Below are 26367 nucleotides of genomic sequence, written 5' to 3' on the forward strand. Positions count from 1 at the left end.
GGAAAATGCCTTTTTTCTATCTTGTTACACATTATAGAAAAATGGAAATGGGCATGGCGGTAAAACTTTCGGTTAATCTTAATGCTGTTGCTGTTTTGCGTAATCGACGTAATCTTCCGTGGCCAAGTATCACGAATATGGGGCATATAGCGCTTGCTGCTGGAGCGGCAGGTTTGACGGTTCATCCACGCCCCGATGAAAGGCATATTCGTTTTGCGGATTTGCCAGATATATATTGTTTAATCAAGAATACTTTTCCTACAGCTGAGTTTAATATTGAAGGTTATCCAAGTGATCAATTTTTGGATATCGCTGAAAAGTATGCTGATCAGATTACTCTTGTTCCTGATGATCCAGATCAGTCAACATCTGATCATGGTTGGAATTTTGCTCATGATGCAGAATTTTTAACACCTATTATTCAGCATTTGAAAAAAAGAAAGATTCGTGTATCACTTTTTGCTAATCCTACTATCGATGGTCTTGATACTGCTAAAGCAATAGGGGCTGATCGTGTGGAGTTTTACACGGGACCTTACGGTGGTGCATTTCAGGATAAGATAAAACAGGATCAAGAGCTCAATAAACTTGTTTTAGCAGCAAGAAGAGCAAAAGAGTTGCAGTTAGGTATGAACGCAGGGCATGATCTGACGCTTATGAATCTTCCTGCTCTTGTCAAAAACATTCCTTGGCTTGATGAAGTTTCTATTGGTCATGGGCTCATTGCCGATGCATTAGAGTATGGAATGCATGATACTGTTCAGCGTTTTATCCGGTTATTATCGTAATCTTTTTCTCTCTATAAAATTGAAAGAGAAATTTTTATAAAGCTTTGCCAATTTATCTTTAAAAAATAATATATGTTTAGATAAATAGCACTATTAGCGTGCATTATAAATATTCTATTGTTGCTCTGTTTATTGGTTGCTTTCTATCTTTTGTTTTGAGTGTATGCGGTGTTTTTTATTTGTACTATCTATTAGGGAGAAGAAATAGGGTTTGGAAAGTGTTTTCCTTATAAAGAAGTGCGTAGGATTTTAATGGATCAATACACAAATTTTCTTGATGTTTGAGCTCATTTTACGGGTTATCTGTAAATAGTATAACGTAAAATCTTCATGAATGATATGAAGTCTATTGCTATCATCATTTTATTGGCTAATTCAATGTTGTGGCAGTTTTGGGCATATTGGGCATATAAGGGTTTTGATGATTTCATCATGAATAGATTTAAAATCAGAAAATGCTTTTTATGAATAGGCTTAATGCAATAAGAGCTGTCAAATAGAATGATGATATCGACTTGTAGCTTTATGAAGTAAAGAGAGTGGTGTGTAATAAATCTTAGGCGATTATAGGGGATTCTTGAAAAGGGCTCGAGCACATTAAAAGTTTTTTTATAAGGCGCCATAAATGAATAACATAATGGCAGTATGGGGGTGTTCTTTTTCGCGTGAGAAGCGCGGATATTAAAGAACGTAAAAAGTAAAAACGTCCTCTCTATTATTCTAAAGATATTGTTGTATATGCTTTTGAAGATTGTATTAAAACAACACTTGTTATTTTGTAATTTTTCTTGCTATCCGTATTGATTTGGTTCATGTTAACAATTGTATATTGTATCTTAATTTTTAGAATATAGGGTTTTGTTGCACGATAGAAGAGTAAAATATTAGCAAATATATTTTCTTTAGAAATCTTGTTTTGTGTAATTATTGTTTTTGTGGAATAGCAGTTGAAGTTGATTTGGGGATCCGTATATGTTTTGGGAATGTTTGGGGACTACAGTTTTTTTATGCAATATGTAAACTTTAAAAATTATTCAATTGCTATGTTCTTATAAGCGGTGTTTTTTGTCTTTATAAGTGTGTGATGCACTGAAGATAATGTTTCTTATTTAATAAAAATAATCTGAAATCCAGTTTAAATAGAAAAAGAAGGAAGTTTTTTTATGCGTGTTTATTATGATCGTGATGCGGATGTTAATCTTATTAAAGGGAAAAAAGTAGCCATTGTTGGTTATGGTTCTCAAGGGCGTGCGCACGCTTTAAATTTGAAAGATTCCGGTGTTAAAAATGTGCAAATAGCTTTACGTTCAGGGTCGGAAACAGTTAAGAAGGCTATGGCCGATGGTTTTGAAGTGGTGAGTGTTGCGGAAGCTGCAAAATGGGCAGATCTCATCATGATGGCAACACCAGATGAATTGCAAGCTGATATTTATAAAGAGCATATTCATGATCATTTACGTGATGGGGCGGTGATTGCTTTTGCGCATGGTTTGAGCATTCATTTCGGCTTAATTGAACCTAAAAAAACAGTTGATGTTGTGATGATTGCTCCTAAAGGTCCAGGTCATACAGTGCGCAATGAATACCAACGTGGTCGTGGTGTTCCTTGCTTAATAGCGGTGGCACAAGATGCTTCAGGACATGCTCATAATGTAGCATTGTCTTATGCATGTGGTCTTGGTGGTGGACGTGCTGGGGTAATTGAAACAACATTTAAAGAAGAGTGCGAAACTGATCTTTTTGGTGAACAAGCGGTTCTTTGTGGAGGTCTTGTTGAACTGATTCGGGCAGGTTATGAAACATTAACACAAGCAGGTTATGCACCGGAAATGGCTTATTTCGAGTGTTTACATGAAGTTAAACTGATTGTTGATCTCATGTATGAAGGGGGCATTGCAAATATGAATTATTCGATTTCCAATACGGCTGAATGGGGCGAATATATGTCTGGTCCACGCGTGATTACTGATGAAACAAAAGCAGAAATGAAGCGTATTTTGAAGGATATTCAGACGGGTAAATTTACGTCAAATTGGATTCAAGAGTATAAAGCTGGTGCAGCTCATTTTAAAGGCATGCGGCGTTTAAATGATAATCATCCTATTGAAGAAGTTGGTAAAAAACTTCGTTCTATGATGCCTTGGATAAAGTCTAACGCTTTGGTTGATAAAGAGCGTAATTGAAGCTTCTAAAGAGATATTTTGTTAATAGCTTTTATAATTTTATAGATAAATATCAAAAAAGGGTAACTTTAGTTACCCTTTTTTATATGTTTTTTGCAACATAAGCTTTATTTTTTAATTTTTTGCATAATTCTTTCTTCCAAAAAGAAAGTATACAATTCCTAAAAATATGAACCACGCTGGAGTGTATTTTAAAGCTATGGCAGTATCAGCTTCTAATGATAATAAATAAATAATGAATGCAAAGAAAACAAGAAGCGCCCAACACATAATAACACCTCCTGGCATTTTATAAGGAGAGACAGTATGCTGGAGAGGACGATTACGACGATAGACGATATAGCTGATCAAAATGATAGACCATACAAATATAAACAAAATTGCGGCAATCGTCGTAACAATTGTAAAAGCAGCTATGAGGGTTTGAGATAACGATACAATTGCATAACCAAATAAGATGCATAAACATGAAAAGAATAATGCGTTGGCTGGAACGTGGTTACGAGAAAGTTTTCCTAGAAATTTAGGAGCACCTTTTTGTGTTGCTAGCCCATATATCATACGGCTGGTAGAAAAAATTCCACTATTTGCTGAAGATGCGGCAGCTGTGAGGACAACAAAGTTCATCAAACCAGCAGCAGTTGGAATACCAATAAGTGCATACATTGTTACAAATGGGCTTTTTTCTGGACTGATTTGATTCCACGGTGTCACAGACATAATCACAAGAAGAGAGAATATATAAAAGAATACAATGCGGATTGGTATTGAATTAACAGCCTGTGGTAAAGCTTTTTGAGGCTCTTGTACTTCAGCAGCAGCTGTTCCAGCGAGTTCAATGCCAACAAAAGCAAAAATAACAATTTGGAATCCAGCAAAAAAGCCTGTAATTCCTCGCGGAAAAATATTTCCACCATTCCATATATGGCTAAGAGAAGCAACCGTGCCGTTTGGAGAGACAAAACCGGTAAAGATCATATAAAATCCTACAACAATTAAGACTAGAATTGCTACGATTTTGATAAAACCAAACCAAAACTCAAGTTCGCCAAATAGTTTTACGGCGACGAGGTTAAGAATTAAAAAGGACATAAGACCAATTATAACAGGAATCCACGAATTGAGTTCAGGCCACCAAAAGTGTGTATAAGTGACAATAGCAATAATTTCAGCAGTTCCGGTGACAATCCAACATAACCAATATGTCCAGCCGATAAAGAATCCGGCACACGGACCTAGAAGATCGGTTGAGAAGTCAATAAAAGATCGATATTGTGTATTAGAAAGCAATAACTCTCCCATAGCACGCATGACAAAGTATAGAGCACAACCAATAATTGCATAAACGAGTAGAATTGAGGGTCCTGCTACACTGATTGTTTTTCCTGATCCCATGAAGAGACCTGTTCCAATAGCACCACCGAGGGCTATAAGTTGTATGTGTCGATTATGTAGTCCACGTTGCAATTTCTTCTTAGGTTTTTTTTCTAAATTTTGTTTGTTCATTTTTGGGAAGTTCCCCTTAGTTATTTTTAAATAAAAATTATCCTAAAAAAGGTAATGCCTTCTATCGGAACACGCTATGGTTAAGGAGTAAAGGAATTTTTTTCTATGACTATATGTCAATAAAGAAAAAACATTATAAATTAATGGAATAATTATTTTATACATAAGAACTAAAATATAAATTATATTATATTTTTTATGTTTTATACATAAATTATAAACATTATATATTATTTATTATTTATAATAAATAATATTATTTATTATAAATAATAATTTATTATTTATATATATTTTATTTGCAATTATTTTGTAATAAATCATTGTATTAAATAGCTTTCATTTAAAATTATTTATTAATAAATATTTTCCTTTACAGAAAAATATAAATAAAATTATAAATTTATTAAATTTAAATATTTGTATATAAATATAATAATATTCAAATTGTTAAAATATTATTTAAATATTAAAAATATATTTTAAATTTAAATTTAAATATTTATATTTAAAATTTATTATAAATAGAAAAATATTTTCATAGAATCTTTTTTTATTGTAGATAGCTATTAAGATATATTCTGTTTAGAGCTGTATTTTTAATTTTGCTAAAAAATTGAATATAACTTTTTGGGGGTGGTTTTAGATAAAAGCTCATGTTTTATTAATAAACAATATCAGTGAAGTTTATAGAGAATTCTTCACAGAAGAGCGCGTTTCTTATCCTATAATGCAGTAAAATACTGTTGTTTAGAGTAGTGATATAAAGCATATAAAATTTTACATATTAAGTATTTTTAGAATGTGTGGTGAGTATTCAGGGTAGGGCTAGCCCATAGAGCCTTATGTAGGTGAATCATATAAGTGGTCAGCAGGCATCTCTCTTAACAAAGTCGGATTGTTTACAAACCAAGACTTGCGAGGAATCCTCGTCTTTTGAGGTATGAGGAGGAGGTTAAGTAGAAAAAGGGTAACTTTAGTTACCCCTTTTTGAGATGTTTTGTATAGATTTTATTTGTTCTTTGGAGAGATTTTTTTTCTTATAAATATAAAATACATTATACCTAAGAAAATAAACCAAAAGATACTGTATTTTAAAGCTGTTAGGGTATCATGTTCTAATGTCAATAAATAGAGCATGAAAGCAAAAAAGACTAACACGATCCCGCACATAATGACACCTCCCGGCATTTTGTAGACGGATTCAGCATGTAGATGAGGGTGATTGCGACGATACACAATATAGCTAATCAAAATGACGGACCATACGAATAAAAATGCAATCGCTGAAATGCTCGTCACAATTGTAAAAGCACTTATGATGCTTGGAGATGATGATGCGATTGTGTATCCTACTAAAATACATAGGCAGGAAAAGAACAGAGCATTGGCTGGAACATGGTATTTGGAAAGCTTCCCTAAAATTGGAGGAGCACCTTTTTGTGTTGCAAGCCCGTATATCATGCGGCTAGTCGAAAAAATACCACTATTTGCTGAAGAGGCAGCCGAGGTGAGAACAACAAAATTGACCAAACCAGCAGCTATTGGAATGCCTGCAAGCCAAAACATGGAGACAAAGGGACTTTTTTCTGGAACAATTTGATTCCAAGGAGTAACGGACATAATCACAGTGAGAGAAAGGATGTAAAAGAGTACAATACGCACCGGTATTGCATTAATTGCTTTAGGGAGAACTTTTTTAGGTTCTTTAACTTCAGCTGCCGTTGTTCCAGCAATTTCTATACCAACAAAAGAAAAAATGGCAATTTGAAATCCAGCAAAAAAACCTGTAATTCCTCGCGGGAAGATATTTCCATCGTTCCATACATGGTTAAGAGAGGCAACAGTACCATTCGGAGAGGTAAAGCCTGTGGCGATCATATAAAATCCAACAATAACTAATGCCAAAATTGCTACGACTTTGATAAGACCAAACCAGAATTCAAGTTCACCGAACAATTTTACGGCAAGGAGGTTAAGGATTAAAAAGAAACCAATGCAAGCAAAAACAACAATCCATGGATTAAGTGTTGGCCACCAGAAATGCATATAGTTAATGATAGCAATAATATCTGCAGCTCCAGTTACAACCCAGCTTAACCAATAGTTCCAGCCCACAAAGAAAGCGATTCCTGGTCCTAGCATATCGGTTGAAAAATCAATAAGGGACCGGTATTGTGAATTAGAAAGCAATAATTCTCCCATAGCACGCATTACAAAATATAGGGCACATCCAATAATAGCATAAACGAGTATGATGGAAGGGCCTGCTACACTAATTGTTTTTCCTGATCCCATGAAGAGACCTGTTCCAATAGCTCCACCGAGGGCTATAAGTTGTACGTGACGGTTATCTAGGCCACGTTGTAGTTTCATATGAGGACCATCTTTTAAATTTTGTTTACAGTTCATTTTTTGGGGGTTCCCTTTAATTATTTTGAGATTAAATTACACTAAAAAATGCATCATTCTGTATCGAAGCATGATATAAATGAGGTGTAAAGGAAAAAAACGTTTTTTATGATTTTGTGTGGATAAAGACAAGAATATGGTTTTGAAAAAAGAGGATGTTTTCCTCTTAAATAACGTAACAGATATTTGAATAGGAAGTTTTTTTATTGTTATTATTCACAATGGTGAGAATTTTAATTTTGCTCAAATAGCGCTCAAGAGTTCTCATCTTAGTTTAAGAAACAGTTTTTAATGATAGAAAATTAAAATGATTTTTAAAATCACTTTTTGTTTGTATGATGCTATCATAAATCAAAAAGTTACTTTTGTTTCATAAACGAAAAGAGGAATATCATAGCTTATTTCTTCTAAAGTAATTAATAAGGATTTTGTTTAGATATTGATAACATTTTATAAAACGTTGCGAGAAATTCACATCGTTTACACAAAAATCCTTGAGACTATGATAAAGAAATGCAGCGTAATTCAGTTATACAAAGAAAAAACTGGGGATTGTATAAGCTCTGTTAGAGGTTGAGCTATTCATCGTGAGAGACAGAATCAGAAAAAGATTGCTTTATTAGCTTTGCAATTTGTTATCAAAAGATAAAACTATCCAAAGAAAATGAAAAAAGAAAACAGAGATAAAACTGTTCCTGTCGCTATATTAATCGCACCTTTTATTCGCTGCTTTTTTAAAGCGGAGCTGGCAAATGATATAAAAATGGTCATCAAGGTAAACCATGCAAAGATGTTGAAGGAATGTATGGTTACAAGTTCAAAGCCTTTTTTAATGCCACCACCAGAAGATAAAAATTTCGGGAAGGCCGCTATATAGAATATTGATACTTTGGGGTTTAGTATTTGTGTCAGAAAGCCGTCTCTGTAGCTGGTTAAAAGCTTTGTTTCACTCGTAGCATGCTTTTCATTCGTTGAACTTCTTTCTTTTGAATTTAAGTTGTGTATTCCAGATTTAATTGATTTAAAGCCCATGTATAATAAATAGCTGCCATCCATGAGTTTTACTAAAAAAAACAGCGTTTTGTTGTTGAGAATGAGCGCTGATACACCTAGTATGGAAAATGCCCCCCATGCACATATGTTGCTGTACACAATCCTAAAACGTTTACAAATGCGTTCTTTCTTCCTAATCTCGTTGCATTATCGATGATAAGGGCCATATTCGGCCCCGGTGAGATGACTAAAAAAAATGAAACAATGAAAAAGGTCAGTATTTGATGATTCATTTTACTTTTAGCTCTGAAATTAATTGATTTTCGAGATACAATTCTATTCTGTCAAACTGAGAAAGTTTTCCGACACCCTGTGGAGTGCCTGTGTATATGAGATCACCACGTCTTAGCTGAATGTAGTGACTTAAAAATGAGATTATCTTCTCAAAGCTAAAGATCATATTTTTCGTATTGCCAACTTGTCTTGTTTCGCCATTCAACTTCATTGCAAAGGTTATTGGGTTGTTTATTTTTTCCTTGTTTATGAAGTCAGAGACGTATGCAGCGCCTTTAAATCCTTTCGATAAAAGCCAAGGAAGCCTTTTTCCTTTCAGTTTTGTTTGCAAATCCCGCGCTGTGAGATCAAGACCTATTGCTACGGCATCATAGCATTTTTCTGCTTCTTCCTCTGTGACCATGAAAGCGTCCTTTGAGATTTTGAGCACAATTTCAGTTTCAAAATGGATTTCTTTGGAAAAATCAGGGAGATAAATTTCATTGCCTAAGATGAGTGAACTGTTTGGCTTGCTAAAGATAACGGGTTCATTTTCAACAGTATTGCCTAGTTCATGAACATGTTCAACATAATTGAGTCCAACACAGTAAATGTCATTTATCATAGGAGCCCTCCAAATTTTTTATTTTTTCTTTGTATAGGCAAGAGAGAACTTTGCAAACAACATTTTTTCTTATCTCGTGTTGTGCGTTTTCTGAACAAGAGGCATTGTGTGGGTTGATAACTAACCACGATGACAGCCCTTAGCATTGTCTCTCTTTTGAAGAGTGCCTAATCTTACAGTTTTTGAGAGATAAGAAACACTGCTTTCATTTTGGTTGCTAATCGCGTGAAATTCCTTTAATACTTTAAAGGTGTTTTTGGTTGTCTAGGCAGCGATCAGTAGGGTCTGAAAGCCCTAAAGTTTGATCATAAAAATGAGCCCACTCTGTGGGTGTATCGGAATTCTGGGAGATTTTGCTATGTCCAAGTGCGATGAGCACTAAAAGCAAAAAAGCTGATTCAAACTCAGTACTTTCAGGCTTCCGGAATACTAATGCGAGGGCGCTTACACCTGCACAAGTCCCCTTGCTTTCCTTTGCGGTATGTTCTGATATATGAATTGGCAAGCGTCGTAAAACACAAGATGATGCTGTCGAACTCGATGTTTCAGATCTCGCTCTACCAGCTACCAACTGATGCTCAAAAACTTTGAGAAAAAGCAAATAAAGCCTTAGCACATGCAATGACCGTGGTGTTTGCTACTTACCAATCAATCCAAGTGATTGCGGATGAGCAAAAGGAATGTGATTTATCCGAATTTGATCTGATCATTTGTGATGAAGTACACCGTACGACTGGGGTTGTGTTGGGAACAGACAAACGTGAATCTGAATTTATCAAGGTTCACGATAACAGCATCATTCGGGGTAAAAAACGTCTGTACATGACAGCAATCCCCAAGGCCTTTACGGATAATGCCAAAAAGCAAGCCAATGAGATCAATGCCGTTCTGGCTTCTATGGATGATGAAGAACTCTATGGAAAAGAGCTTTATATCTATACATTCTCTCAAAAGCCGTTAAGAATGAACTTTTATCTCCTTATAAGATTATTATTTTGTGTGTTGATGAAGAGGAAGTAAGTCAATCCATTCAACATCTGATAACAGATGAGAATTATGGACTTATTCTTGACGATAAAACCAAGATCATAGGCTGTTATCAAGCCCTTGCTAAAATAGATCTGAAGGTTGACTTGAGTGATAACCCAAATCTCATGCGTCGGGCTTTGGCTTTTTGTAAAGATATCAATAGGTCTAAACGTATCCGTGATACATTCAATTCTAAAGAAATACAGAAAGAATTATATGATCTTCATAAGGTCCATAAAGAGACTTCGCCTTTTGACTGTAAATTTGCTCATATTGATGGAACACAAAGTGCCAAAGAACGTAATAAAGCCCTTGATTGGCTTAAGGAAGATGCGGGGGAGAATGTTTGTCCGTGTTTGCTCACCAATGTAAGATATCTCTCTGAAGGAGTAGATGTCCCTGTTTTTGATGCGGTTATGTTTTTACATCCCCATAAAGTCATGTAGATGTCATACAGGCGGTGGGGCGTATCATGCGTCGTGCAAGGAGAAAAAAGAGAGGCTATATCATTTTACCCGTTGGGGTACCTGCCAGTGTTTTTGCTCGTGAGATGCGTCCGTTTGGTTCTCTGATACATCCTTTAATTCGAGGACGTCCGCGTTTTGTACGATTTTTTCTCTTTGCCATATTTTATCAGTCAGAATGGGATAGCATCATTAAGAGATGCACTATGATCAGCAGCACCTGAAACGATAGCATAATTTGGGGTAGTAATGGATGAAGGAGTAGGGGATGCCGATTGATCTTTCTTTGCATCAAGTAAATATAATTCGCCTTTAAATTGTGGCAAGATAATCTCTGTTGAGTAACGGCCATACCCATTTTTATCTTGCCATTTGCGTGTCTGTAATTTGCCTTCTACGTAAACCTTTGAACCTTTGTTTAGATATTGAAGTGCAATTTTTGCCAAATGTGGATTAAAAATCACAACTGAATACCATTCTGTTTTTTCTACTTTTTGATTGGTCTTTTTATCTACATAGCTCTCAGAAGTCGCTATACTAAAATTGACTATTTCTGTACCAGAATTCATTGTTTTGCTTTTGGGATTAGCACCTAAATAGCCAATTAACATCACTTTATTTAGCATGTTTTCACTTACTTTTTTAATAATTTTTTCAATTATTTCAAAATGATATTATTATTTTTTAACATATAAAATTATGTTTTTTTATCTTTTGATAAACATAAAGCCACATCACGCAAATGACATGGCTTTCTTTTTGCTGTTTAAAAGCATAGTGTCACAAATGCTAGCATTGACCACAAACCTGAGCATTATCAGAAATATAGGCATCATTATAAATCCATGCATTACCACCAACCCAGCAATTCCCTTCGTGACTTAAATTGCCCTCATGCTCTATAAAACCACCAAGTCATCCGCTTTTACATTACCAAAGTCTCTTAATGCACGTATGCGATAAATGGTTCGAACTCGATCACTTAAAAGATCTTTCACTGTTTTCATTTCATTTGTTAATTCATATTTTTTTTGCAAGAGCGTGCTTTTGAAAGGAGGGGGTATCATTTGCAACAGTAGCAATAATGGAGGTCATTTGATTTTTAACTATAGCGTTCATACTAGTAATCCTTAACGTAATGGAGTTTTCAATTGACACCCTATAAGGGCACTGGGCGTTGAAAACACGGCGTTAAGTCCGTCGCTATGCTTTCCCCTAAAAAGGGTCTTGTATGACATAACCACACCCGACAAAATCATTATATGTCCTCACAAGCACAAAAGATAGTCAGTATTTTAAAGGCATGGGAGAGGCTGTTTCGTAACCTATCCGCTTAACTCTAAGTATTTTTACACACTTGATACTTTCTTAATAGCATGACTTTGCAATTTTTTCTTTTTTATACTTACCTAATTGAATATAAATCGCTTTTTCTAGCTTGCTATCTATAAGGTCATAAGAATGAATTCTTTGTAAAAAATTATAAAATCGGAAATTTTACTATGGCTTTTTAACTGAGCACTGTAGTGCGTAAATGGACATGTTTATTAAATTGCGTGTGCTTAACATAAGAAACAATACACAGACTAAAAAGAGTACTAAAGAGCAATATCTAAGTACCAGTATCCAATGGAAAAGAAAGCTTATGCTCCAAGTACTTAGAAATGATGGGTAAAGAGACCGTTTCTTTATAACTACTTGGGAAAATTAAAACGACAAGCGCTAAACTTATTAGCTTTAAGAGTCTGTGCATATACTGGTGTAAATCACGTGTTAGTTTCACCCAACCTGTTGTATTTCCGCATTTGTATTTTGGGTTGCTCTGCAATTCAGAAGGAATATTGGAATTGCATAAAATTGCAAAAACAGTTGTGACTATTACCAAAGAAACAGATGCGAATGTCAAAATACTCTGAATAAAGTAAAGATTTTTTTAATTCCTAAAAAACATAAAAATATAAAAGTTATAATGCCAAACAAGGCTCTTAGCTGCTTATCTGTAAACATATTGATTTCCTGCGGTTTTCGATAATTTTTTGATCTCTCTGTTGATCTCGTCTATAAGAGGTTCGTAATTGAGAATGTTTTTTAGAATAGCACCACCGTAAACTCATGCTTTTACTTGTGCTTTGGTACTAAAATCCGCATTCTTAGGTGTTTTGTAATACTGATCAGCATCAAATTTTTCACACTCTCTTGTACCGTCTTCATATTCGTAGAGCTTGTAAAAATACTCCTCTGCCCCATCCTCCATGGTGTATATCCCACTGCTGTTGTAACAAACCTCTTTCGCATGGGCTGTTTACGTTTTTTTAAGAATAGATGTTTTAAAATGAACATGCTTTAATCCTAATTTTACAAATTTGTCTATTTGCCTCAAATTTGACCGTACAGAGCGTTTTATATTATAAATTTTTTATCATAAAATCTTAAATCGCTGTGTACGGTGCCTTTATGTCGATTTAAATGCACATCTAATCACAAAACGATCAGCACTTTTCACTAGTTTGCTAACCTGCAATGTTTTTCACTGTTCCTCCAAGACCATTTAAAATCCCTTCAAGCTTTTGCTTTTCAACCAACGTGAGTGGTCTTGAATCCTCTTTCATTGCCTTTTCTTTCAGCCTTTTTTCACGGGTGTTCAAAACAGCTTTGCGTACAAGATTGGCTTTCGCCAAAAGACTGTTTTCCAAGTGATCTTGTAGCGCATGTCCTTTTGCATACACCGTCTTAATCATTTCTTCTTTTGAGGCATTGCCTTTATCTGTTGTTACCTTCATTTTTGTAAGCCATTGCTGAAAACGCAAATAGCGCATACCATCGCCTTCAAAACGAGAGGATTCAAAATTGACAGTGCTACTTGTTATATTGCTGTCTACACGAGAAATTGTCCAGCCTGTCTAGGTATCTAGATCAAGGCAGAGAATGGTTTGTGCATTGATGATCATATTCCCCCATTAAGGCTGTTGCGTATTTATATGTGCGCTATGACAGAGCGTGTTGTGATTGCCTGTCTTGAAAAAATGTTTGTGAGAAAATACTTGAAACTACTTTTTGGCTAAATTTTTTACTGCCATTCGAGGAAAATAATCTTGGAAGCAGTTAATCTTCGAATTTATTCTTCTTGTTTTTGAGTTACATCTTTTTGTGTACGTATTAATTTCAGCTTCTTTATTATCTTTTTTCTGAGCTTTTGCATTGTTTTACAAGAGTCATGAAGAGTAGGAGCCACCCCAAAATTAGCAATAAAATAGATAACAACTGCTTCTACTAAACTCAGATCTATCTCCGTTTCATACCTCACTTCCTTTTCTTCATATTATCTTACTCCTGTTAAGAGCGTGAATGGTGCTGCTGGTGTTGGAGAAATCTTAGGATTGATGATGAGGCATTTGTTAGATGCAAATGACCTCGAAAAAGAGCTTAAGCATTACAAATCAGTTACAACAGAAGTTAAGCGAATTTTACCAAGCCCTGTTGTGAAAGCTACTTAACGTTAAAAACATGACTCATTTCCTCATCCTTAAGGATGAGGAAATAGAGATTGACTGCCTCTCCACCCTAAAAGACGAGGAGGAGGTCAAAGTGCTAAAAAGGTACTTCAAAAAGCAGCAATGATTCGTATTTTAGCATCATCGCGGTGCCGTCTGATAGCGTTATAATGGAGTTGCGAAAGGTGGTTTAGAAGGTGGTTTAATTTTTGTTGATTTTTAATAAATCATTGGAAAATAAGGGGAATTAAGACAGTCTGGTGCGGACGGCGGGACTTGAACCCGCAAGGTCTTTGACCGGCAGATTTTAAGTCTGCTATGTTTACCGTTTTCATCACGTCCGCGATGAGAGTTCTCTCATAAGCTATATCTTTTATTGAATCAAGAATTAATGACAAAAGAAACATTTTTCATTTTTTTAGTAAAATTTTGACTGACAATAGTTTTCTTTATCGCTAGAAAAAGCTTTTATAATGTAAATAAAGCATGAAATGATTAGTGTTATGAGTCAATTTATTCAAGACGTCACAAAAGCTATGGTGGGATTGCATCACGTGTTTGCTGAAACACCACTTCAAAGAAATGATTTTCTTAGTCAAAAGTATGATGCAGAAATTTATTTAAAGCGTGAAGATTTAACACCGGTGCGGTCTTATAAGATTCGTGGTGCTTTCAATTTTGTTTCAGAAATGCTGAGCAGTCTATCACCAGATTCTGCATTTGTTTGTGCTTCAGCAGGGAATCACGCGCAAGGGGTTTCTTTTGTTTGTCGTTATTTTAAACGTAAAGGCGTGATTTTTATGCCTATGACAACGCCACAACAAAAAATTGAGAAAACACGTATTTTTGGTAAAGAATTCATTGATATTCGTTTGATTGGTGAAACATTTGATCAATGTTATGAAGCTGCGCAATCCTTTGTCGTAGAGAGCGGTGGTGTAATGGCTCCACCTTTTGATGATATTCGCATTATTACAGGGCAGGCAACAGTGCTTTGTGAAGCTGCTTTACAATGGAAAAAACTCAATGGAGAAAGTGAGCCAGATTTGATGATTGTGCCGGTAGGGGGTGGTGGTTTGGCAAGTGGGGTGAGCAAGTTTTTACATGAATATGGTTGGAAAACAAAGCTTCGTTTTGTTGAGCCGCAAAGAGCTGCAAGTTTGCTTGCTTGTTTGGAGAGTGGAAAACGCGTCAAGCTTGAAAATATTGACACTTTTGTAGATGGTGCTGCTGTGGCTGAAATTGGTGCGCTGAACTATACAATTCTAAAGAAATTTTCTCCTGATTCTGTCATTACGGTTCCTGAAAATCGTGTTTGTTCTACGATGGTTGAAATGCTTAATGTTGAAGGTGTGGTCCTTGAACCGGCTGGTGCTTTATCGATTGATGCGCTTAACAGTATTCCTCCTCAAGAGTTAAAGGGGAAAAAAATTCTTCTCGTTATTTCAGGAGGTAATTTTGATTTTGAGCGTTTGCCAGAAATTAGAGAGCGTTCTTTACGTTTCCAAGGGTTGAGAAAATATTTTATTTTTAGTTTTCCGCAACACCCTGGTGCATTGCGTCATTTTCTTTCCACATTATCACCAGATGATGATATCGTACGTTTTGAATATCTTAAAAAATCAGCGAGAAACTTTGGTTCTGTATTGGTTGCGATTGAAACAAAAAAATACGGTAATTTTTGCCTTTTAGAGGAAAAATTTCAAGCGTTAGGTTGGCGTTATCGTGATATTACTGATGATCAAACGTTATTTGATTTCGTTATTTGAGGAACTGAAATTTTACTAAAACAAGAAGTACAATGATGAAACCTATTTTTTATTTGGTGCTGAGTCTATTTTTCTTTTTGATTGTTAATCAACAGAGTTTAGCATCTCAGCCTACAATAATACAAAAAGCTGAACTTTCAAGAGTTGTTGTTGATGTCAATAATGCTATAAAAAATAGGGATTTTACACCTATTTCTCGTTATATGCCTGAGCGACTTTATAAAGAGATGGCACATCGATTGAATACAACAGAGAGTGCTTTACGTAGTGATTTTCTTCAACAGTTGCATAGGAAATTTGAGGATTTGCCTTCTGGTGCTTATTATTTAGATAAAGAAAATATAGAGTATTTACAAACTGATAACGGTACTTTGTATGCTTTAATTCCAACAGTTCTTGAGATGAAGGATCGCATCATTCGATATAAAACTTTGGCGATTTTTGATAAAACTCAATGGTATTTAATTTATGGCGGTCAAAAAACTTTACAAAACCCAGTTTTTCTCGAGATTTATCCTGATTTTATCAAGGTACATTTACCGATGGACACAATCATCAAAAAGTAAACGATCTAAATATTGTTTTTTTATTCATGATAAATGTATTTCGTAAAGTTCTTGCTTTTTTATCATAATCCAAGGATAATGGGGATGAAGGCATTTAGGCTGGTTTGTTGGCTTTTTGTAAAGTGAAGTTTATACGCCTTTATCTTGATTTCAAGGTGCTCATGAGTTGCGCAAGCTGCTTTTTAAGCGTTGCTTCATTTAAAATGTCAGGGATTTCTCTTGCGCGGATTCTTGAGTGGAAAGTTCAGCTGGTTACTTGTTTTGAGTTCTTCGGCTGAGGAAAGATTGTATTTTGCCTATAAACGAAGAAAATGTTTTTACAAAGTTAGGTTTGCCTACTCTTTTGATTAAAAATTTACTCATTGCTGGGATGAGTAAACCTAAACCTATACAAGAACAAGCTATTCCAGTGATGTTGAAAGGACACGATATTTTAGGTGTTGCTCAGACAGGTTCTGGAAAAACCTTGGCGTTTGGTTTACCTATTTTAAGTCAGATTTTGGCTTTGGGTAATAAACGCTGTCCTAAAACTGCACGCGCTTTGATTTTAGCTCCAACGCGTGAACTTGCTGTCCAGATTGATGAAACGATTCGCACTGCGGCGAAGGGAGCTCATCTTTCAACATGTCTTATTTTTGGGGGCGTGTCACGTTTAAAACAAATTAAACGTATGGAAGCAGGTGTGGATGTTTTGATAGCGACTCCAGGGCGTTTGAGAGATCTTGTTCGTGAAAAGTGTGTTGATCTTTCCCAATCTCGTTTTTTGATTTTGGATGAAGCAGATCGTATGTTGGATATGGGGTTTATTCATGATGTCAAGCAAATTGCAAAGCTTTTGCATCAAGAGCGTCAGACAGCACTCTTTTCTGCAACAATGCCGAGGGAAATTGCTGTGCTTGCAAAATGTTTACTCAATGATCCTGTTAAAATTGAAGTTGTTCCTCAAGGTACTACGGCTGTAGAGATTTGCCAAAAATTATATTGTGTTCCTACGAATGAAAAAAAGAATGTTTTAAGTAAACTTTTGACAAATCCAGCTTTTAATTCGGTTATTGTTTTTACCCGAACTAAACATGGGGCTGATTCTGTTACACGTAGTTTGGCAAAGATAGGATATTCAGTCGCAACGATTCATGGGAATAAATCACAAGGTGCTCGCCAGTCTGCTTTAAAAGCTTTTCGTGAAAGATCTGTGCAGATCCTTGTGGCAACAGATATTGCTGCACGCGGTATTGATATACCAGGGATAAGCCACGTTATTAATTATGACTTACCAGATGAAGCTGAAAGTTATGTACATCGTATCGGTCGTACAGGACGTAATGGTGCATCTGGTGAAGCACTTACACTTTTTGATGAGAAGATAGAAAGGGAACGGTTGCGTGCTATAGAGCGCTTGATTCGTATGAAATTGGTGGCTGAGTCAGTTCCAGAGCAATTTGCAGCGTTTCCAGAAAAGCCAATTGTGCCAGAAAGTAGAGAAAAAGAAAACGATAAGGAACGCCGTTTTAAAAAATCTAAACGTCAAAAACAGTTTTTAGGTCGAAAAGATGATGCCGCACAGTTGCAGCGGAAGAATTCTTCATCTCCAAATGAGAGGCATAAAAAAGCAAAAGCGGTGCCAAAGCGTGCAAAGCCTTTTCGTTTTCGAAAATCAGTTAAGAAGGCTGCCTAGATAAAGTCTTGAGAAAAGATTATGTACTGGAGATTTTTTACTTTTGTTGATTTGTTCTCAATTGAAAAGAGGTATAAAATATTCTTGCCAAAATAAGAAGGTCTTTTAGAGGTTTTCATTTCTAAAAAATGAAAACCTCTAAGTGTTTGGATTATTTAAAAATCTTTTAAAAAGAAATTATTACTGTAGAGGCGATTATTTATTTTCTTTATTTCCATTTTTTAAAATGGGAATGAAAATAGATTTTATTTATATAAAATTATTTTTTAAAAGATGTGTTTTATCTTTAATGATAACTTTTAATTTTAAAAATTTATTTCTAATAATAACTCATTGTTTTATATATTGATAATTCATTATATCGTAAAATTTTTTTCATTTTGAAGCTATTTATGTGGATCAATCAAAAGTATTCATTTGCACGTTATATGTGAAATTATCGTATAGATAAACATTTGAGAAATAAATAAAATGATTCTTATAAACTCTTTCAAAGGCAAGGGGTATTGCTAAGATTGAGAGTTGGAAAATAGTATGATGGTATGGCTTTTATTATAAATAAAGATGGGATGATTAATCGATTTCATTTTATATCATTTACGGGAGTCATTGTGAAATGGGCTTGGGGGGAATTTAAGAGATATCTCTTTAGAAAAGCGTGTGACTGCATAATGAAATAGCAAGAATGTCATGATTTCTGAAGGCTTTCTCAGGATTCTTAACAATTTAGCTTGTTATCTTGGTTTTTATTGTAAAACACTATTATTTGGGGGGATATAAAGCCTATAAGACTTTATGTATTAAATGTTTTATGACAGTGGGATGAAATATCCAAGGCAAGGTTGTTTGTAAAGCGTTGAAGTGGTTAGCAGGAGGAACAACCTGTTAGATAAGACGCCGGAATGTTTACAGACTTGTTTGATGTTTTTTGCTTTTAAGATGGGGAGGCGGTTATGTGGGATGTATGGAGATAATATATGCCCTGATTGTTGTTTCTTCCATTTTTCAAAATGATTGCTTCATGAGCAGTTTTTTAAGTTTAATTGCTTTATGGAGTACAAATCATTTTTTCCTTGGACAAAAATTATATGAGATCTTTTTCATTGCTGATGGAGCTTAATAATTCCTTCTCGTGAAAGAAGCCCTATTTTATAATGTGCAAATAATTGCAGAGCTCTCTGATAGAGGCGCGGTAGTTTGAAAAAAGTAATCTTATTTGTGCTATTTTAAAATGAATCAATGGTTCTTTGCGTTCATTGAAAAAAATACATCCCGTAGGATATTGTGTTTCTACTTTATAGTAAAAACCTTATTCTCTCACTTTTATTAACGAATTCCTCACTTAAAAAAACATATGGAAAACCAATAAGTTATTTGTGATAGAAAAGAATGTGGCTCCCCGGGCCGGATTCGAACCAGCGACCAACCGGTTAACAGCCGGTTGCTCTACCGCTGAGCTACCGGGGAATGGTGCCCAATCATTTAGTTGAAAAGGCTATAGCAAAGCAATACTGATTTGCAAAGGATAAAATTACTTTTTTTAAAAAAATATGATAAATTGTGTAATAAGAGGAAAAAAGGCGAGAGAAAATTTCTACACCTTGACGGATGCGTTGCCTTCCCTTATTGAAACCTTTATGTTTGTTGACGAGGCCTCGTGGCGGAATGGTTACGCAGAGGACTGCAAATCCTTGTATCCCGGTTCGATTCCGGGCGAGGCCTCCAGCCGATTTTAAACGAAACGGCTTTTAGGGGAGATGAGGTATAGGAAAATAGATTATTTCCCTCTATAGTTGTTCCTCTATAGTTGTGAAGACACTTTTTTATGAGAGATCATACAGTTAAAATCTAATTGTTGACTGGAGCATCCTTTTTCGTAACGCTCATAGTTTGAGAGATCTTCGTCCATCATTGTCGCTGTTTTGTTTGTTTTTTGTAGGTTAGGAGAAAATATTCGTTATGGTTGCAGATTTTGCTGAGCTTCGTCGCAAAATGGTTGACAATCAAATTCGTACAGTTGATGTAACGGATTTATCAGTTCTTGAAGCGTTTTTAACGGTATCTCGTGAAGATTTTGTATCGGAAGATATGAAAGTATTAAGTTATCTTGATACCGACATTGTTCTATGTCCAGTACAAGATGGGGTTCCTGCACGCTATTTGATGAAACCTGCATCTCTAGCGAAATTACTACAGCTTGCCGCTGTAAAATCATCAGATGTTGTTTTAGATATTGGTGCAAATAGTGGTTATTGTGCAGCGTTGCTTGCAAAACTTGCAGGGTCTGTGATTGCGTTGGAAAGTAATAAATCTCTTTTTGAACGTGCTCTTGAAGCTTTAGAACGTAATCAATGTGATAATGTGGTTGTCGTTCATGGTCCATTAGAGCAAGGATATGCCGTTGAGGGACCTTACGATGTGATTTTCATTGAGGGATCTGTTGATTTTATTCCACAAGGTATCTTTGATCAAATGAAAGACTGTGGACGTCTTGTTGTGGTTGAAGGGTATGGAAATGCTGCTGTTGCACAAATCTATATAAAAGAAGATGGAATCATTTCTGCACGTCGTGCTTTTAACCTCGCTGTAAAGCCTATTCCTTGTTTTTTAAAAACACCTGGTTTTGTGTTTTAGTGCTTGTTTGTTTTGTGAATAAAAGATAATTTTGTAATTTATTTGGGGTTTGTTATTGTGTGTATTGTGTTTAGAGTAAACAAGAAGTTTCAGGTGTGTTTATTACTGGTGTTGAGTATTTTACTATCAGATACTGTTTATGCTGAGACATTGATGGATGCCTTTTCTAAGGCTTATAAGCATAATGCTAAGTTGAATAGTGAACGTGCAGCTGTGCGTATATCCAGTGATGATGTTGTCATTGCGCGATCAGGGTTATTGCCTCAAGTTGAGGGGGTTGGGAGCTATGGTCGGAATAAGTCTTTTACAGGTCCTTATGTCACTTCTGGATCTATAGGCGTGAGATTAAATCAAAGATTATTTGATGGTTTTATCACGCAAAATATCTTTTCTTCAGCTCAAGTTAAGTTGCAGGCTCAGCGTGAATATCTTCGTAATGTTGAACAAAATACGTTTCTGGAGACAGTGACCGCTTATGCTAATGTCTATCACGCACGTCGTGTTGCCGATCTTCGGAGAGAAAATTTGGCAGCTCTTGAAGAACAAGTTCGTTCCAATAAAGCAAAATTTGATGTGGGTGAAGGAGGGCATGTTGATCTTGCTCAAGCTCAAGCTGCACGTTCCGTGGCTGTTTCAGAGCTGAGTCTTGCTCGTGCTGATGTAAAAGCAGCAGAGGCAGTGTATCGACAAGTTATTGGTTCTGATCCTGAAAAGTTGAAACGCCCACCCGTAGCCAAAGATTTTCCCGTCAACCTTGATATGGCTTACCAAATGAGCGTTGTGATGCATCCAGCAATCCTTTATGCTAAATATTTAGTCGATGCGAGTGTTTACAATGTAAAGGCGAAAGAAGGAGCATTGCTCCCTAAAGTTGATTTTTCTGCAACAGCATCTTATAATCGAATCTACAGCGGTGCTGGAGAGGATGGAGTTTCTAAATCAATAGGATTGTCAGTAAGTGTCCCAATCTTTGAAGGAGGTCGTACGTCTGCGCAAATTCGTCAATCAAGGGAACAGCTTGGACAGGCGCAGCTTCAACTCGATTTGGTGCATAGTAATACTAGGCAAGTACTTACTTCTGCTTGGTTTCAGTTGGAGGGCGCGCGCTCATCTGTTATTGCTTACCGTGAAAGTGTTCGTGCTGCTGAAATTGCTCTGAAAGGCCGTGTTCAAGAAAATCGCGTAGGGCAAGCAACGACGCTGGATGTTTTAAATTCTCGTACTCAATTGATTAATGCTCAGATTGCGCTTGCAATGGCGGAGCGTAATGCTGTTGTGGCAAGCTATAGTGTTCAATCTTCTATTGGTAGATTGACTGCAAATTATTTAGGTTTAAAAACAATTAAATAATATATCCGATAATGCATAAAAGTATCTCTTTAATCTTAAATTATTTTAGTTTTTAAAAGATTAGTAAATCAATAGTTGAATATGTTTAAAAATAGAATGGTGAGATGTTATTTTTATAAGTGCAGAAAATTGTGTGTAGCGCCCTCTTTATGACAAGCATATTTGAAAATATCGCGGGAGGCATGTTGATCTTATGATTCTTTTGCATACACTGAAAGTATGATTCTATTTGTTGTTGCGTCTTTGAGAGGTTGTAAAGTATGGTACAGAGTTCAAGCGTGTTACGTGAGCCAAGTATGGATGAAATTTTAACATCTATTCGTGAAATAATCGAAGAAAATGCGGTTCAATCTGATCACTTTTTAAATGAAGATGTTGCAGTGAATGCTTCGGAAGGTCGTTCAGAATCTGCATCAGAGGGTATTTATGATACAACCTTATCGGTTGATGATGCTATGAAAGCTTTAGCTGATCGTATTGGTCTTTCTTCTGAAAATCAAGGGGGGAAGATAACGCAAGAGAAAGAGGATATAGAGGCAGAAAATAATACAGTTGGTATGGATATGCAAAAGATGAAGCTTTCTTCTGAAGAACGGAATTCTGTTTATAAAGCAAAAGAATATGAAGATGAGATAAGGAAATCACAGTCAGAAGCTAGAGGGGATGGTCATGTGGAATTGTCTGCATATTGTATTTCTTCTGCAGAAAAGATTGCAAAGGATGTGTTGCGTCCGGCTATAGCAGAATGGTTACAGTCTAAATTGCCTATTTTGCTGGAAGATATTTTGCGTGAAGAGATTGTGAAAGCGATTAAAAAATTATCTTAATTGTTTTTATGTTTTTCATTTTATGAGAATTTTGTTTGCGATTTTGCGAGCTCTCTAGTGAATAGCTGAAAATCACGGGTTTTTGATCGGGATTTGATCATATATTGTGTTTTTCAGTGGCGTTATGGATGGATGGAATGTTAGAAAAAAACTATGATGCTGCCTCTATAGAGCAACGGGTTGCAAAGAGATGGGAGACTCGTGGGGCCTTTAAAGTGGGAGCTGGTTCTAAAAGCGGTGCAGAACCTTTTTGCGTTATGCTTCCACCTCCTAATGTTACGGGCTCACTTCATATGGGGCACGCGCTCAATACGACAATTCAAGATATAATAGTTAGATTTCAGCGGATGCGTGGCAGAAATGTCTTGTGGCAGCCTGGTATGGATCATGCTGGGATTGCTACACAAATGGTTGTAGAGCGTCAACTTGCAGAACGCCAAGAGCCAACGCGTCAAGAAATGGGGAGAGAAAAGTTTATTGAGCGTATTTGGGAGTGGCGTTATGAAACTGGAGGCGTTATTGCAAACCAGTTGCGTCGCCTTGGGGTTTCATGTGATTGGTCGCGTGAGCGGTTTACAATGGATGAGGGGTTGTCGCAGGCAGTTCGTGAAGTCTTTGTCACGCTTTATAAGCAAGGGTTGATATATAGGGATAAGCGCCTCGTCAATTGGGATCCTAAATTGTTGACAGCTATTTCAGATCTTGAAGTTGAGCAAAAAGAAGTTCAAGGACATTTGTGGCACTTTAGATATCCACTTGAGGGTAAAATTTTTGATCCAAATGATGCGACAACTTTTATAACAGTGGCGACAACACGACCAGAAACAATGCTTGGTGATACAGGAATTGCCGTTAATCCTGAAGATGAGCGTTATAAAAATCTTATCGGTAAAAATGCTCTTTTGCCACTTGTTGGTCGTAGGTTATTAATTGTTGGTGATACGCATGCTGATCCTGAAGCTGGAAGTGGTGCTGTAAAAATCACACCAGCTCATGACTTTAATGATTTTGAAGTAGGACAGCGTAATCATTTACGCTTGATCAATATTTTTACCCAAAAAGCCGAGATTTTTCTCCGTGAAAATGAAGCATTTTTTGATGGTTTGATTTTATCAGATGAATTAAAAATGTTAGTAGAAAATCTCGATAAATCTGATCGTTTTTTTGCGCGCCAGAAGATTGTTTCTTTGATGGAAGAACAGGGATATTTAGCCTCTGTGGACGATCATACCCATATGGTTCCTCATGGAGATCGCAGTGGTGTCCCTATTGAGCCGTTTTTGACAGATCAATGGTATGTTCATGCTGCTAAATTAGCAAAGCCAGCGATAGAGGCTGTTCAACAAGGCAAAACGCAGTTCGTTCCCGATAGCTGGAAAAAGACTTACTTCAATTGGATGGAAAATATTCAACCTTGGTGCATTTCTCGCCAATTGTGGTGGGGACATCAGATTCCTGCTTGGTATGGTCCTGATGGAACGGTTTTTGTTGAAAAAAGTGAAAAAGAGGCTTTAGATTCAGCTTTTGCTCATTATGGTGAGGTTGTTGAATTAATCCGTGATCCGGATGTTTTAGATACTTGGTTTTCATCAGCTCTTTGGCCTTTTTCAACATTAGGATGGCCAAATAAAACGACTGAATTATCTACTTTTTACCCAACATCTTTATCCGTGACAGGATTTGATATTATTTTTTTCTGGGTTGCTCGTATGATGATGATGGGACTTCACTTTATGGGTGACGTTCCTTTTCCAACGGTCTATGTGCACGCTCTTGTTCGGGATCAAAAGGGTGCAAAGATGTCAAAATCAAAGGGAAATATTATTGATCCCTTAGAGCTTATTGATCAATATAGTGCTGATGCACTTCGGTTTACTTTAGCTATTATGGCAGCACAAGGTCGTGATGTAAAACTTGACGCTTCCCGTATTGCTGGTTATCGTAATTTTGCTACGAAATTGTGGAATGCTACCCGATTTGCACAGATGAATGGTGTGAAGCATGATCCAACTTTTAAGCCAGAACAAGCAAAATTGGCGCTTAATCGTTGGATTTTAACAGAATTATCCAAAACGATTTCAGCAGTGACGGCTGGTATTGAACACTATAAATTTAATGAGTCAGCTGCCACACTTTATCGTTTCATTTGGAATACATTATGTGATTGGTATTTGGAGCTTCTCAAACCTATTTTTCAGGGGGGAAATGAAGATGCTAAAAATGAGGCTCAAGCTTGTACTGCTTGGGTTTTAGATGAAGTTTATAAACTTCTTCATCCTTTTATGCCTCATATGACGGAAGAGTTGTGGTCTCTTACAGAAACGCAAGCCATCAAGCGTGAGGATATGCTCGCATTGACAAAATGGCCAGAGGAAACATTGATAGATGAAGAAGCTGCTGATGATATTAATTGGCTTATTGATGTCGTTACAGGGATTCGGTCAGTACGTTTTGAAATGAATATTCCAGTGGCTACACAAGCACCTCTTGTTGTTGTTGAAGGAGGGGAAGTAACGCGAGAGCGTGTGAGGCGTTATGATGCACTTCTTAAAAAATTAGCGCGTATTGAAGTTATTGATTTCTCTGATAAAGTTCCGGAAGTATCGGCACAAATGATTTTGGGAGAGGCTGTTTTTTGTTTACCATTAGGACAGTTGATTGATTTGGAGGCTGAACGTGTTCGTTTGAGGAAGGATGTCAGTAAAATTGAACAAGATATTGAAAAAATATCGCTTAAGTTAAACAATCCCAAATTTATAGCAAATGCAAAAGCAGAAATTGTTGAGCGTGAACGGAACAGGGTTGTAGAACTGCGTGCAGCGCAGAAGAAAATATTTGTTGCTTTAGAGCGGTTGGATTGATTTCAGCTTTTTATTTTTTGATGGATGATTTCATACTATTAGGGCTGGTGTAGATCTTCTTTAAAGAAACTTTTTCTTTTGTTAGTTTTTCATGAACGATCATAAAATCTCTACTGAAATCCATTGTTTTATGTTTATCATTAAAGAAACATCTTTTAAGGTACCCGAGCCTATTTCACGACGGAAATCATGAATGGTATAACGGTAAATTCATTGAGCTCCCCTTCTTTACGCTTGTGAAGTAACAAGCGCTGGCACCATCCCATCCAATCCGGACAAGGACTTGGCACTTAAGACCGTTCATAAGAGGCATTTTTAGTTCTTTCTTATACAGAGTTTTTATCCACATAGCTCTCTCTGCTTGTAATGTGCAAGCGGATGGGTTTGATTGATTCAACATGGAACAGGTTTTGAATGAGAGAATCTTACGATATTCTAGGGACTCATTCAACATACAAAAAAGGTAAATTATCATTATAAATCAATATGTTGTTTTATTACTGTAAAACATCATCATTTAGAGTAGCAATATAAGGCATGTAAAATTACACATGTGGTATTTTTGTTTTATGTAGTGGTGAGTATTCTGAGGTAGGGCTTGTGTGTAAAGTATGAATTAACCCCATGTGAAATGATGTCAGGTGGAATCTGTTAAACAAAAAGCTGTATTGTTTATAGATTGACGGTGGCAAAAAACTTCATCTTTAAGCTGGTAAGGCAGTTGTGAAGTTATAAGTTAACGATCATCATTATATTTATTTATCTTTCGTATTGTTTTTTATGCTTAAACGCTTACCATTCATTATGTATTCTCTTCGTTCTCAAGTTGCTGTTTAATGCACGTTATTTTATTGAGCGACTTTTATTCATACGTATACAATTTTAAAATCAATAAATCCTAGAATGTTAAAGGAGGTGTTA

The 26367-nt window shown here is 36.1% G+C and carries 17 protein-coding genes, 3 tRNA genes and 4 pseudogenes; 12 read left to right on the top strand and 12 right to left on the bottom strand.

The annotated features are described in order from the left end of the window. The first annotated feature begins 53 nt into the window (after nucleotides 1–53). The gene (locus tag ACFIJ9_RS06300; protein ID WP_375636194.1) at nucleotides 54–788 is read left to right on the top strand and encodes a pyridoxine 5'-phosphate synthase; all 735 of its coding nucleotides are present in this window, start codon (nucleotides 54–56) and stop codon (nucleotides 786–788) included. Between the two features lie 1163 nt (nucleotides 789–1951). Next, a complete protein-coding gene (ilvC, locus tag ACFIJ9_RS06305; protein ID WP_375636196.1) occupies nucleotides 1952–2971 on the top strand; it encodes a ketol-acid reductoisomerase in 1020 nt (339 codons plus the stop codon). Nucleotides 2972–3085: 114 nt separating this feature from the next. Here the strand turns inward: ilvC and ACFIJ9_RS06310 are convergent, their stop codons facing one another. The 4 genes from ACFIJ9_RS06310 to ACFIJ9_RS06325 all read right to left on the bottom strand — a co-directional run bounded on the left by ACFIJ9_RS06310 (nucleotide 3086) and on the right by ACFIJ9_RS06325 (nucleotide 8780). Then, nucleotides 3086–4477 carry an amino acid permease gene (locus tag ACFIJ9_RS06310; RefSeq protein WP_375636198.1) on the bottom strand — a complete coding sequence of 464 codons (1392 nt, stop codon included), beginning with the start codon at nucleotides 4475–4477 and terminating at the stop codon, nucleotides 3086–3088. 1011 nt (nucleotides 4478–5488) lie between these two features. Continuing rightward, nucleotides 5489–6889 (bottom strand): amino acid permease, encoded by a 1401-nt coding sequence (locus ACFIJ9_RS06315; RefSeq protein WP_375636200.1) that lies wholly within the window; start codon nucleotides 6887–6889, stop codon nucleotides 5489–5491. 651 nt (nucleotides 6890–7540) lie between these two features. Beyond that, entirely contained in the window at nucleotides 7541–8041 is a 501-nt protein-coding gene (locus ACFIJ9_RS06320; protein WP_375636202.1) for a LysE family translocator, read from the bottom strand. A gap of 130 nt (nucleotides 8042–8171) precedes the next feature. Continuing rightward, nucleotides 8172–8780, bottom strand: coding sequence for a fumarylacetoacetate hydrolase family protein (locus ACFIJ9_RS06325; RefSeq protein WP_375636204.1), 609 nt, complete (start codon nucleotides 8778–8780; stop codon nucleotides 8172–8174). A gap of 455 nt (nucleotides 8781–9235) precedes the next feature. On the opposite strand from ACFIJ9_RS06325, the pseudogene ACFIJ9_RS06330 reads away from it, so the two are divergent. Further along, a pseudogene (locus tag ACFIJ9_RS06330) lies at nucleotides 9236–10359 on the top strand (helicase-related protein); the annotation flags it as partial. On the opposite strand, the gene ACFIJ9_RS06335 reads toward ACFIJ9_RS06330, so the two are convergent. From ACFIJ9_RS06335 to ACFIJ9_RS06360, 6 genes and pseudogenes are all read right to left on the bottom strand, one after another. Beyond that, nucleotides 10311–10436, bottom strand: a complete 126-nt coding sequence (locus tag ACFIJ9_RS06335) for a hypothetical protein (RefSeq protein WP_375636237.1) — start codon at nucleotides 10434–10436, stop codon at nucleotides 10311–10313. The pseudogene ACFIJ9_RS06330 and the gene ACFIJ9_RS06335 sit on opposite strands and share 49 nt — an antisense overlap. A 10-nt stretch (nucleotides 10437–10446) precedes the next feature. Then, entirely contained in the window at nucleotides 10447–10899 is a 453-nt protein-coding gene (gene ssb / locus ACFIJ9_RS06340) for a single-stranded DNA-binding protein (RefSeq protein WP_375636206.1), read from the bottom strand. A gap of 172 nt (nucleotides 10900–11071) precedes the next feature. Then, a pseudogene (locus ACFIJ9_RS06345) lies at nucleotides 11072–11310 on the bottom strand (hypothetical protein); the annotation flags it as partial. Nucleotides 11311–11773: 463 nt separating this feature from the next. Then, nucleotides 11774–12280, bottom strand: a pseudogene (locus ACFIJ9_RS06350) (hypothetical protein). Then, nucleotides 12267–12613, bottom strand: a pseudogene (locus ACFIJ9_RS06355) (hypothetical protein). The pseudogenes ACFIJ9_RS06350 and ACFIJ9_RS06355 overlap by 14 nt, the downstream one beginning before the upstream one ends. A 170-nt stretch (nucleotides 12614–12783) precedes the next feature. Beyond that, nucleotides 12784–13089 carry a hypothetical protein gene (locus ACFIJ9_RS06360; protein ID WP_375636208.1) on the bottom strand — a complete coding sequence of 102 codons (306 nt, stop codon included), beginning with the start codon at nucleotides 13087–13089 and terminating at the stop codon, nucleotides 12784–12786. A gap of 525 nt (nucleotides 13090–13614) precedes the next feature. On the opposite strand from ACFIJ9_RS06360, the gene ACFIJ9_RS06365 reads away from it, so the two are divergent. Continuing rightward, complete coding sequence (locus tag ACFIJ9_RS06365; RefSeq protein ID WP_375636210.1) at nucleotides 13615–13767, top strand: hypothetical protein; 153 nt, start codon at nucleotides 13615–13617, stop codon at nucleotides 13765–13767. A 255-nt stretch (nucleotides 13768–14022) separates the two neighbouring features. Here the strand turns inward: ACFIJ9_RS06365 and ACFIJ9_RS06370 are convergent. Further along, nucleotides 14023–14108: transfer RNA gene (locus ACFIJ9_RS06370), tRNA-Leu, on the bottom strand. 147 nt (nucleotides 14109–14255) lie between these two features. Between ACFIJ9_RS06370 and ilvA the strand changes: the two genes are divergently transcribed. The 3 genes from ilvA to ACFIJ9_RS06385 all read left to right on the top strand — a co-directional run bounded on the left by ilvA (nucleotide 14256) and on the right by ACFIJ9_RS06385 (nucleotide 17774). Further along, nucleotides 14256–15533, top strand: a complete 1278-nt coding sequence (gene ilvA, locus ACFIJ9_RS06375) for a threonine ammonia-lyase IlvA (protein ID WP_375636212.1) — start codon at nucleotides 14256–14258, stop codon at nucleotides 15531–15533. Between the two features lie 35 nt (nucleotides 15534–15568). Beyond that, on the top strand, nucleotides 15569–16099 hold the full coding sequence (locus ACFIJ9_RS06380; RefSeq protein ID WP_375636234.1) for a hypothetical protein: 531 nt from the start codon (nucleotides 15569–15571) through the stop codon (nucleotides 16097–16099). 292 nt (nucleotides 16100–16391) lie between these two features. Beyond that, complete coding sequence (locus ACFIJ9_RS06385; RefSeq protein WP_375636214.1) at nucleotides 16392–17774, top strand: DEAD/DEAH box helicase; 1383 nt, start codon at nucleotides 16392–16394, stop codon at nucleotides 17772–17774. Nucleotides 17775–19166: 1392 nt separating this feature from the next. Here ACFIJ9_RS06385 and ACFIJ9_RS06390 read toward each other — a convergent pair. After that, nucleotides 19167–19241 (bottom strand) — tRNA-Asn (locus tag ACFIJ9_RS06390). Between the two features lie 184 nt (nucleotides 19242–19425). Here ACFIJ9_RS06390 and ACFIJ9_RS06395 point away from each other — a divergent pair. The 5 genes from ACFIJ9_RS06395 to ACFIJ9_RS06415 all read left to right on the top strand — a co-directional run bounded on the left by ACFIJ9_RS06395 (nucleotide 19426) and on the right by ACFIJ9_RS06415 (nucleotide 25446). Next, nucleotides 19426–19499, top strand: a tRNA-Cys gene (locus ACFIJ9_RS06395). Between the two features lie 234 nt (nucleotides 19500–19733). Beyond that, nucleotides 19734–20408 carry a protein-L-isoaspartate O-methyltransferase gene (locus tag ACFIJ9_RS06400; RefSeq protein WP_375636216.1) on the top strand — a complete coding sequence of 225 codons (675 nt, stop codon included), beginning with the start codon at nucleotides 19734–19736 and terminating at the stop codon, nucleotides 20406–20408. A 108-nt stretch (nucleotides 20409–20516) separates the two neighbouring features. Next, nucleotides 20517–21758: a TolC family outer membrane protein gene (locus ACFIJ9_RS06405; protein WP_375636236.1), complete on the top strand. Its 1242-nt coding sequence runs from the start codon at nucleotides 20517–20519 to the stop codon at nucleotides 21756–21758. A 260-nt stretch (nucleotides 21759–22018) separates the two neighbouring features. Next, nucleotides 22019–22585, top strand: coding sequence for a DUF2497 domain-containing protein (locus ACFIJ9_RS06410; RefSeq protein ID WP_375636217.1), 567 nt, complete (start codon nucleotides 22019–22021; stop codon nucleotides 22583–22585). Between the two features lie 137 nt (nucleotides 22586–22722). Further along, on the top strand, nucleotides 22723–25446 hold the full coding sequence (locus tag ACFIJ9_RS06415; RefSeq protein ID WP_375636219.1) for a valine--tRNA ligase: 2724 nt from the start codon (nucleotides 22723–22725) through the stop codon (nucleotides 25444–25446). The last annotated feature ends 921 nt before the right edge of the window (nucleotides 25447–26367 follow it).

This window comes from Bartonella sp. MR90HLJMH (genome assembly GCF_042194115.1).
GTDB classification, from domain to species: domain Bacteria; phylum Pseudomonadota; class Alphaproteobacteria; order Rhizobiales; family Rhizobiaceae; genus Bartonella; species Bartonella grahamii.

Coding starts and splice junctions, on each gene's coding strand:
- ACFIJ9_RS06415 (WP_375636219.1), top strand. CDS start 22,723: ATGTTAGAAAAAAACTATGATGCTGCCTCTATAGAGCAACGGGTTGCA.
- ilvA (WP_375636212.1), top strand. CDS start 14,256: ATGATTAGTGTTATGAGTCAATTTATTCAAGACGTCACAAAAGCTATG.
- ACFIJ9_RS06360 (WP_375636208.1), bottom strand. CDS start 13,089: ATGCGCTATTTGCGTTTTCAGCAATGGCTTACAAAAATGAAGGTAACA.
- ilvC (WP_375636196.1), top strand. CDS start 1,952: ATGCGTGTTTATTATGATCGTGATGCGGATGTTAATCTTATTAAAGGG.
- ACFIJ9_RS06380 (WP_375636234.1), top strand. CDS start 15,569: ATGAAACCTATTTTTTATTTGGTGCTGAGTCTATTTTTCTTTTTGATT.
- ACFIJ9_RS06310 (WP_375636198.1), bottom strand. CDS start 4,477: ATGAACAAACAAAATTTAGAAAAAAAACCTAAGAAGAAATTGCAACGT.
- ssb (WP_375636206.1), bottom strand. CDS start 10,899: ATGCTAAATAAAGTGATGTTAATTGGCTATTTAGGTGCTAATCCCAAA.
- ACFIJ9_RS06315 (WP_375636200.1), bottom strand. CDS start 6,889: ATGAACTGTAAACAAAATTTAAAAGATGGTCCTCATATGAAACTACAA.
- ACFIJ9_RS06410 (WP_375636217.1), top strand. CDS start 22,019: ATGGTACAGAGTTCAAGCGTGTTACGTGAGCCAAGTATGGATGAAATT.
- ACFIJ9_RS06325 (WP_375636204.1), bottom strand. CDS start 8,780: ATGATAAATGACATTTACTGTGTTGGACTCAATTATGTTGAACATGTT.
- ACFIJ9_RS06400 (WP_375636216.1), top strand. CDS start 19,734: ATGGTTGCAGATTTTGCTGAGCTTCGTCGCAAAATGGTTGACAATCAA.
- ACFIJ9_RS06335 (WP_375636237.1), bottom strand. CDS start 10,436: ATGGCAAAGAGAAAAAATCGTACAAAACGCGGACGTCCTCGAATTAAA.
- ACFIJ9_RS06300 (WP_375636194.1), top strand. CDS start 54: ATGGCGGTAAAACTTTCGGTTAATCTTAATGCTGTTGCTGTTTTGCGT.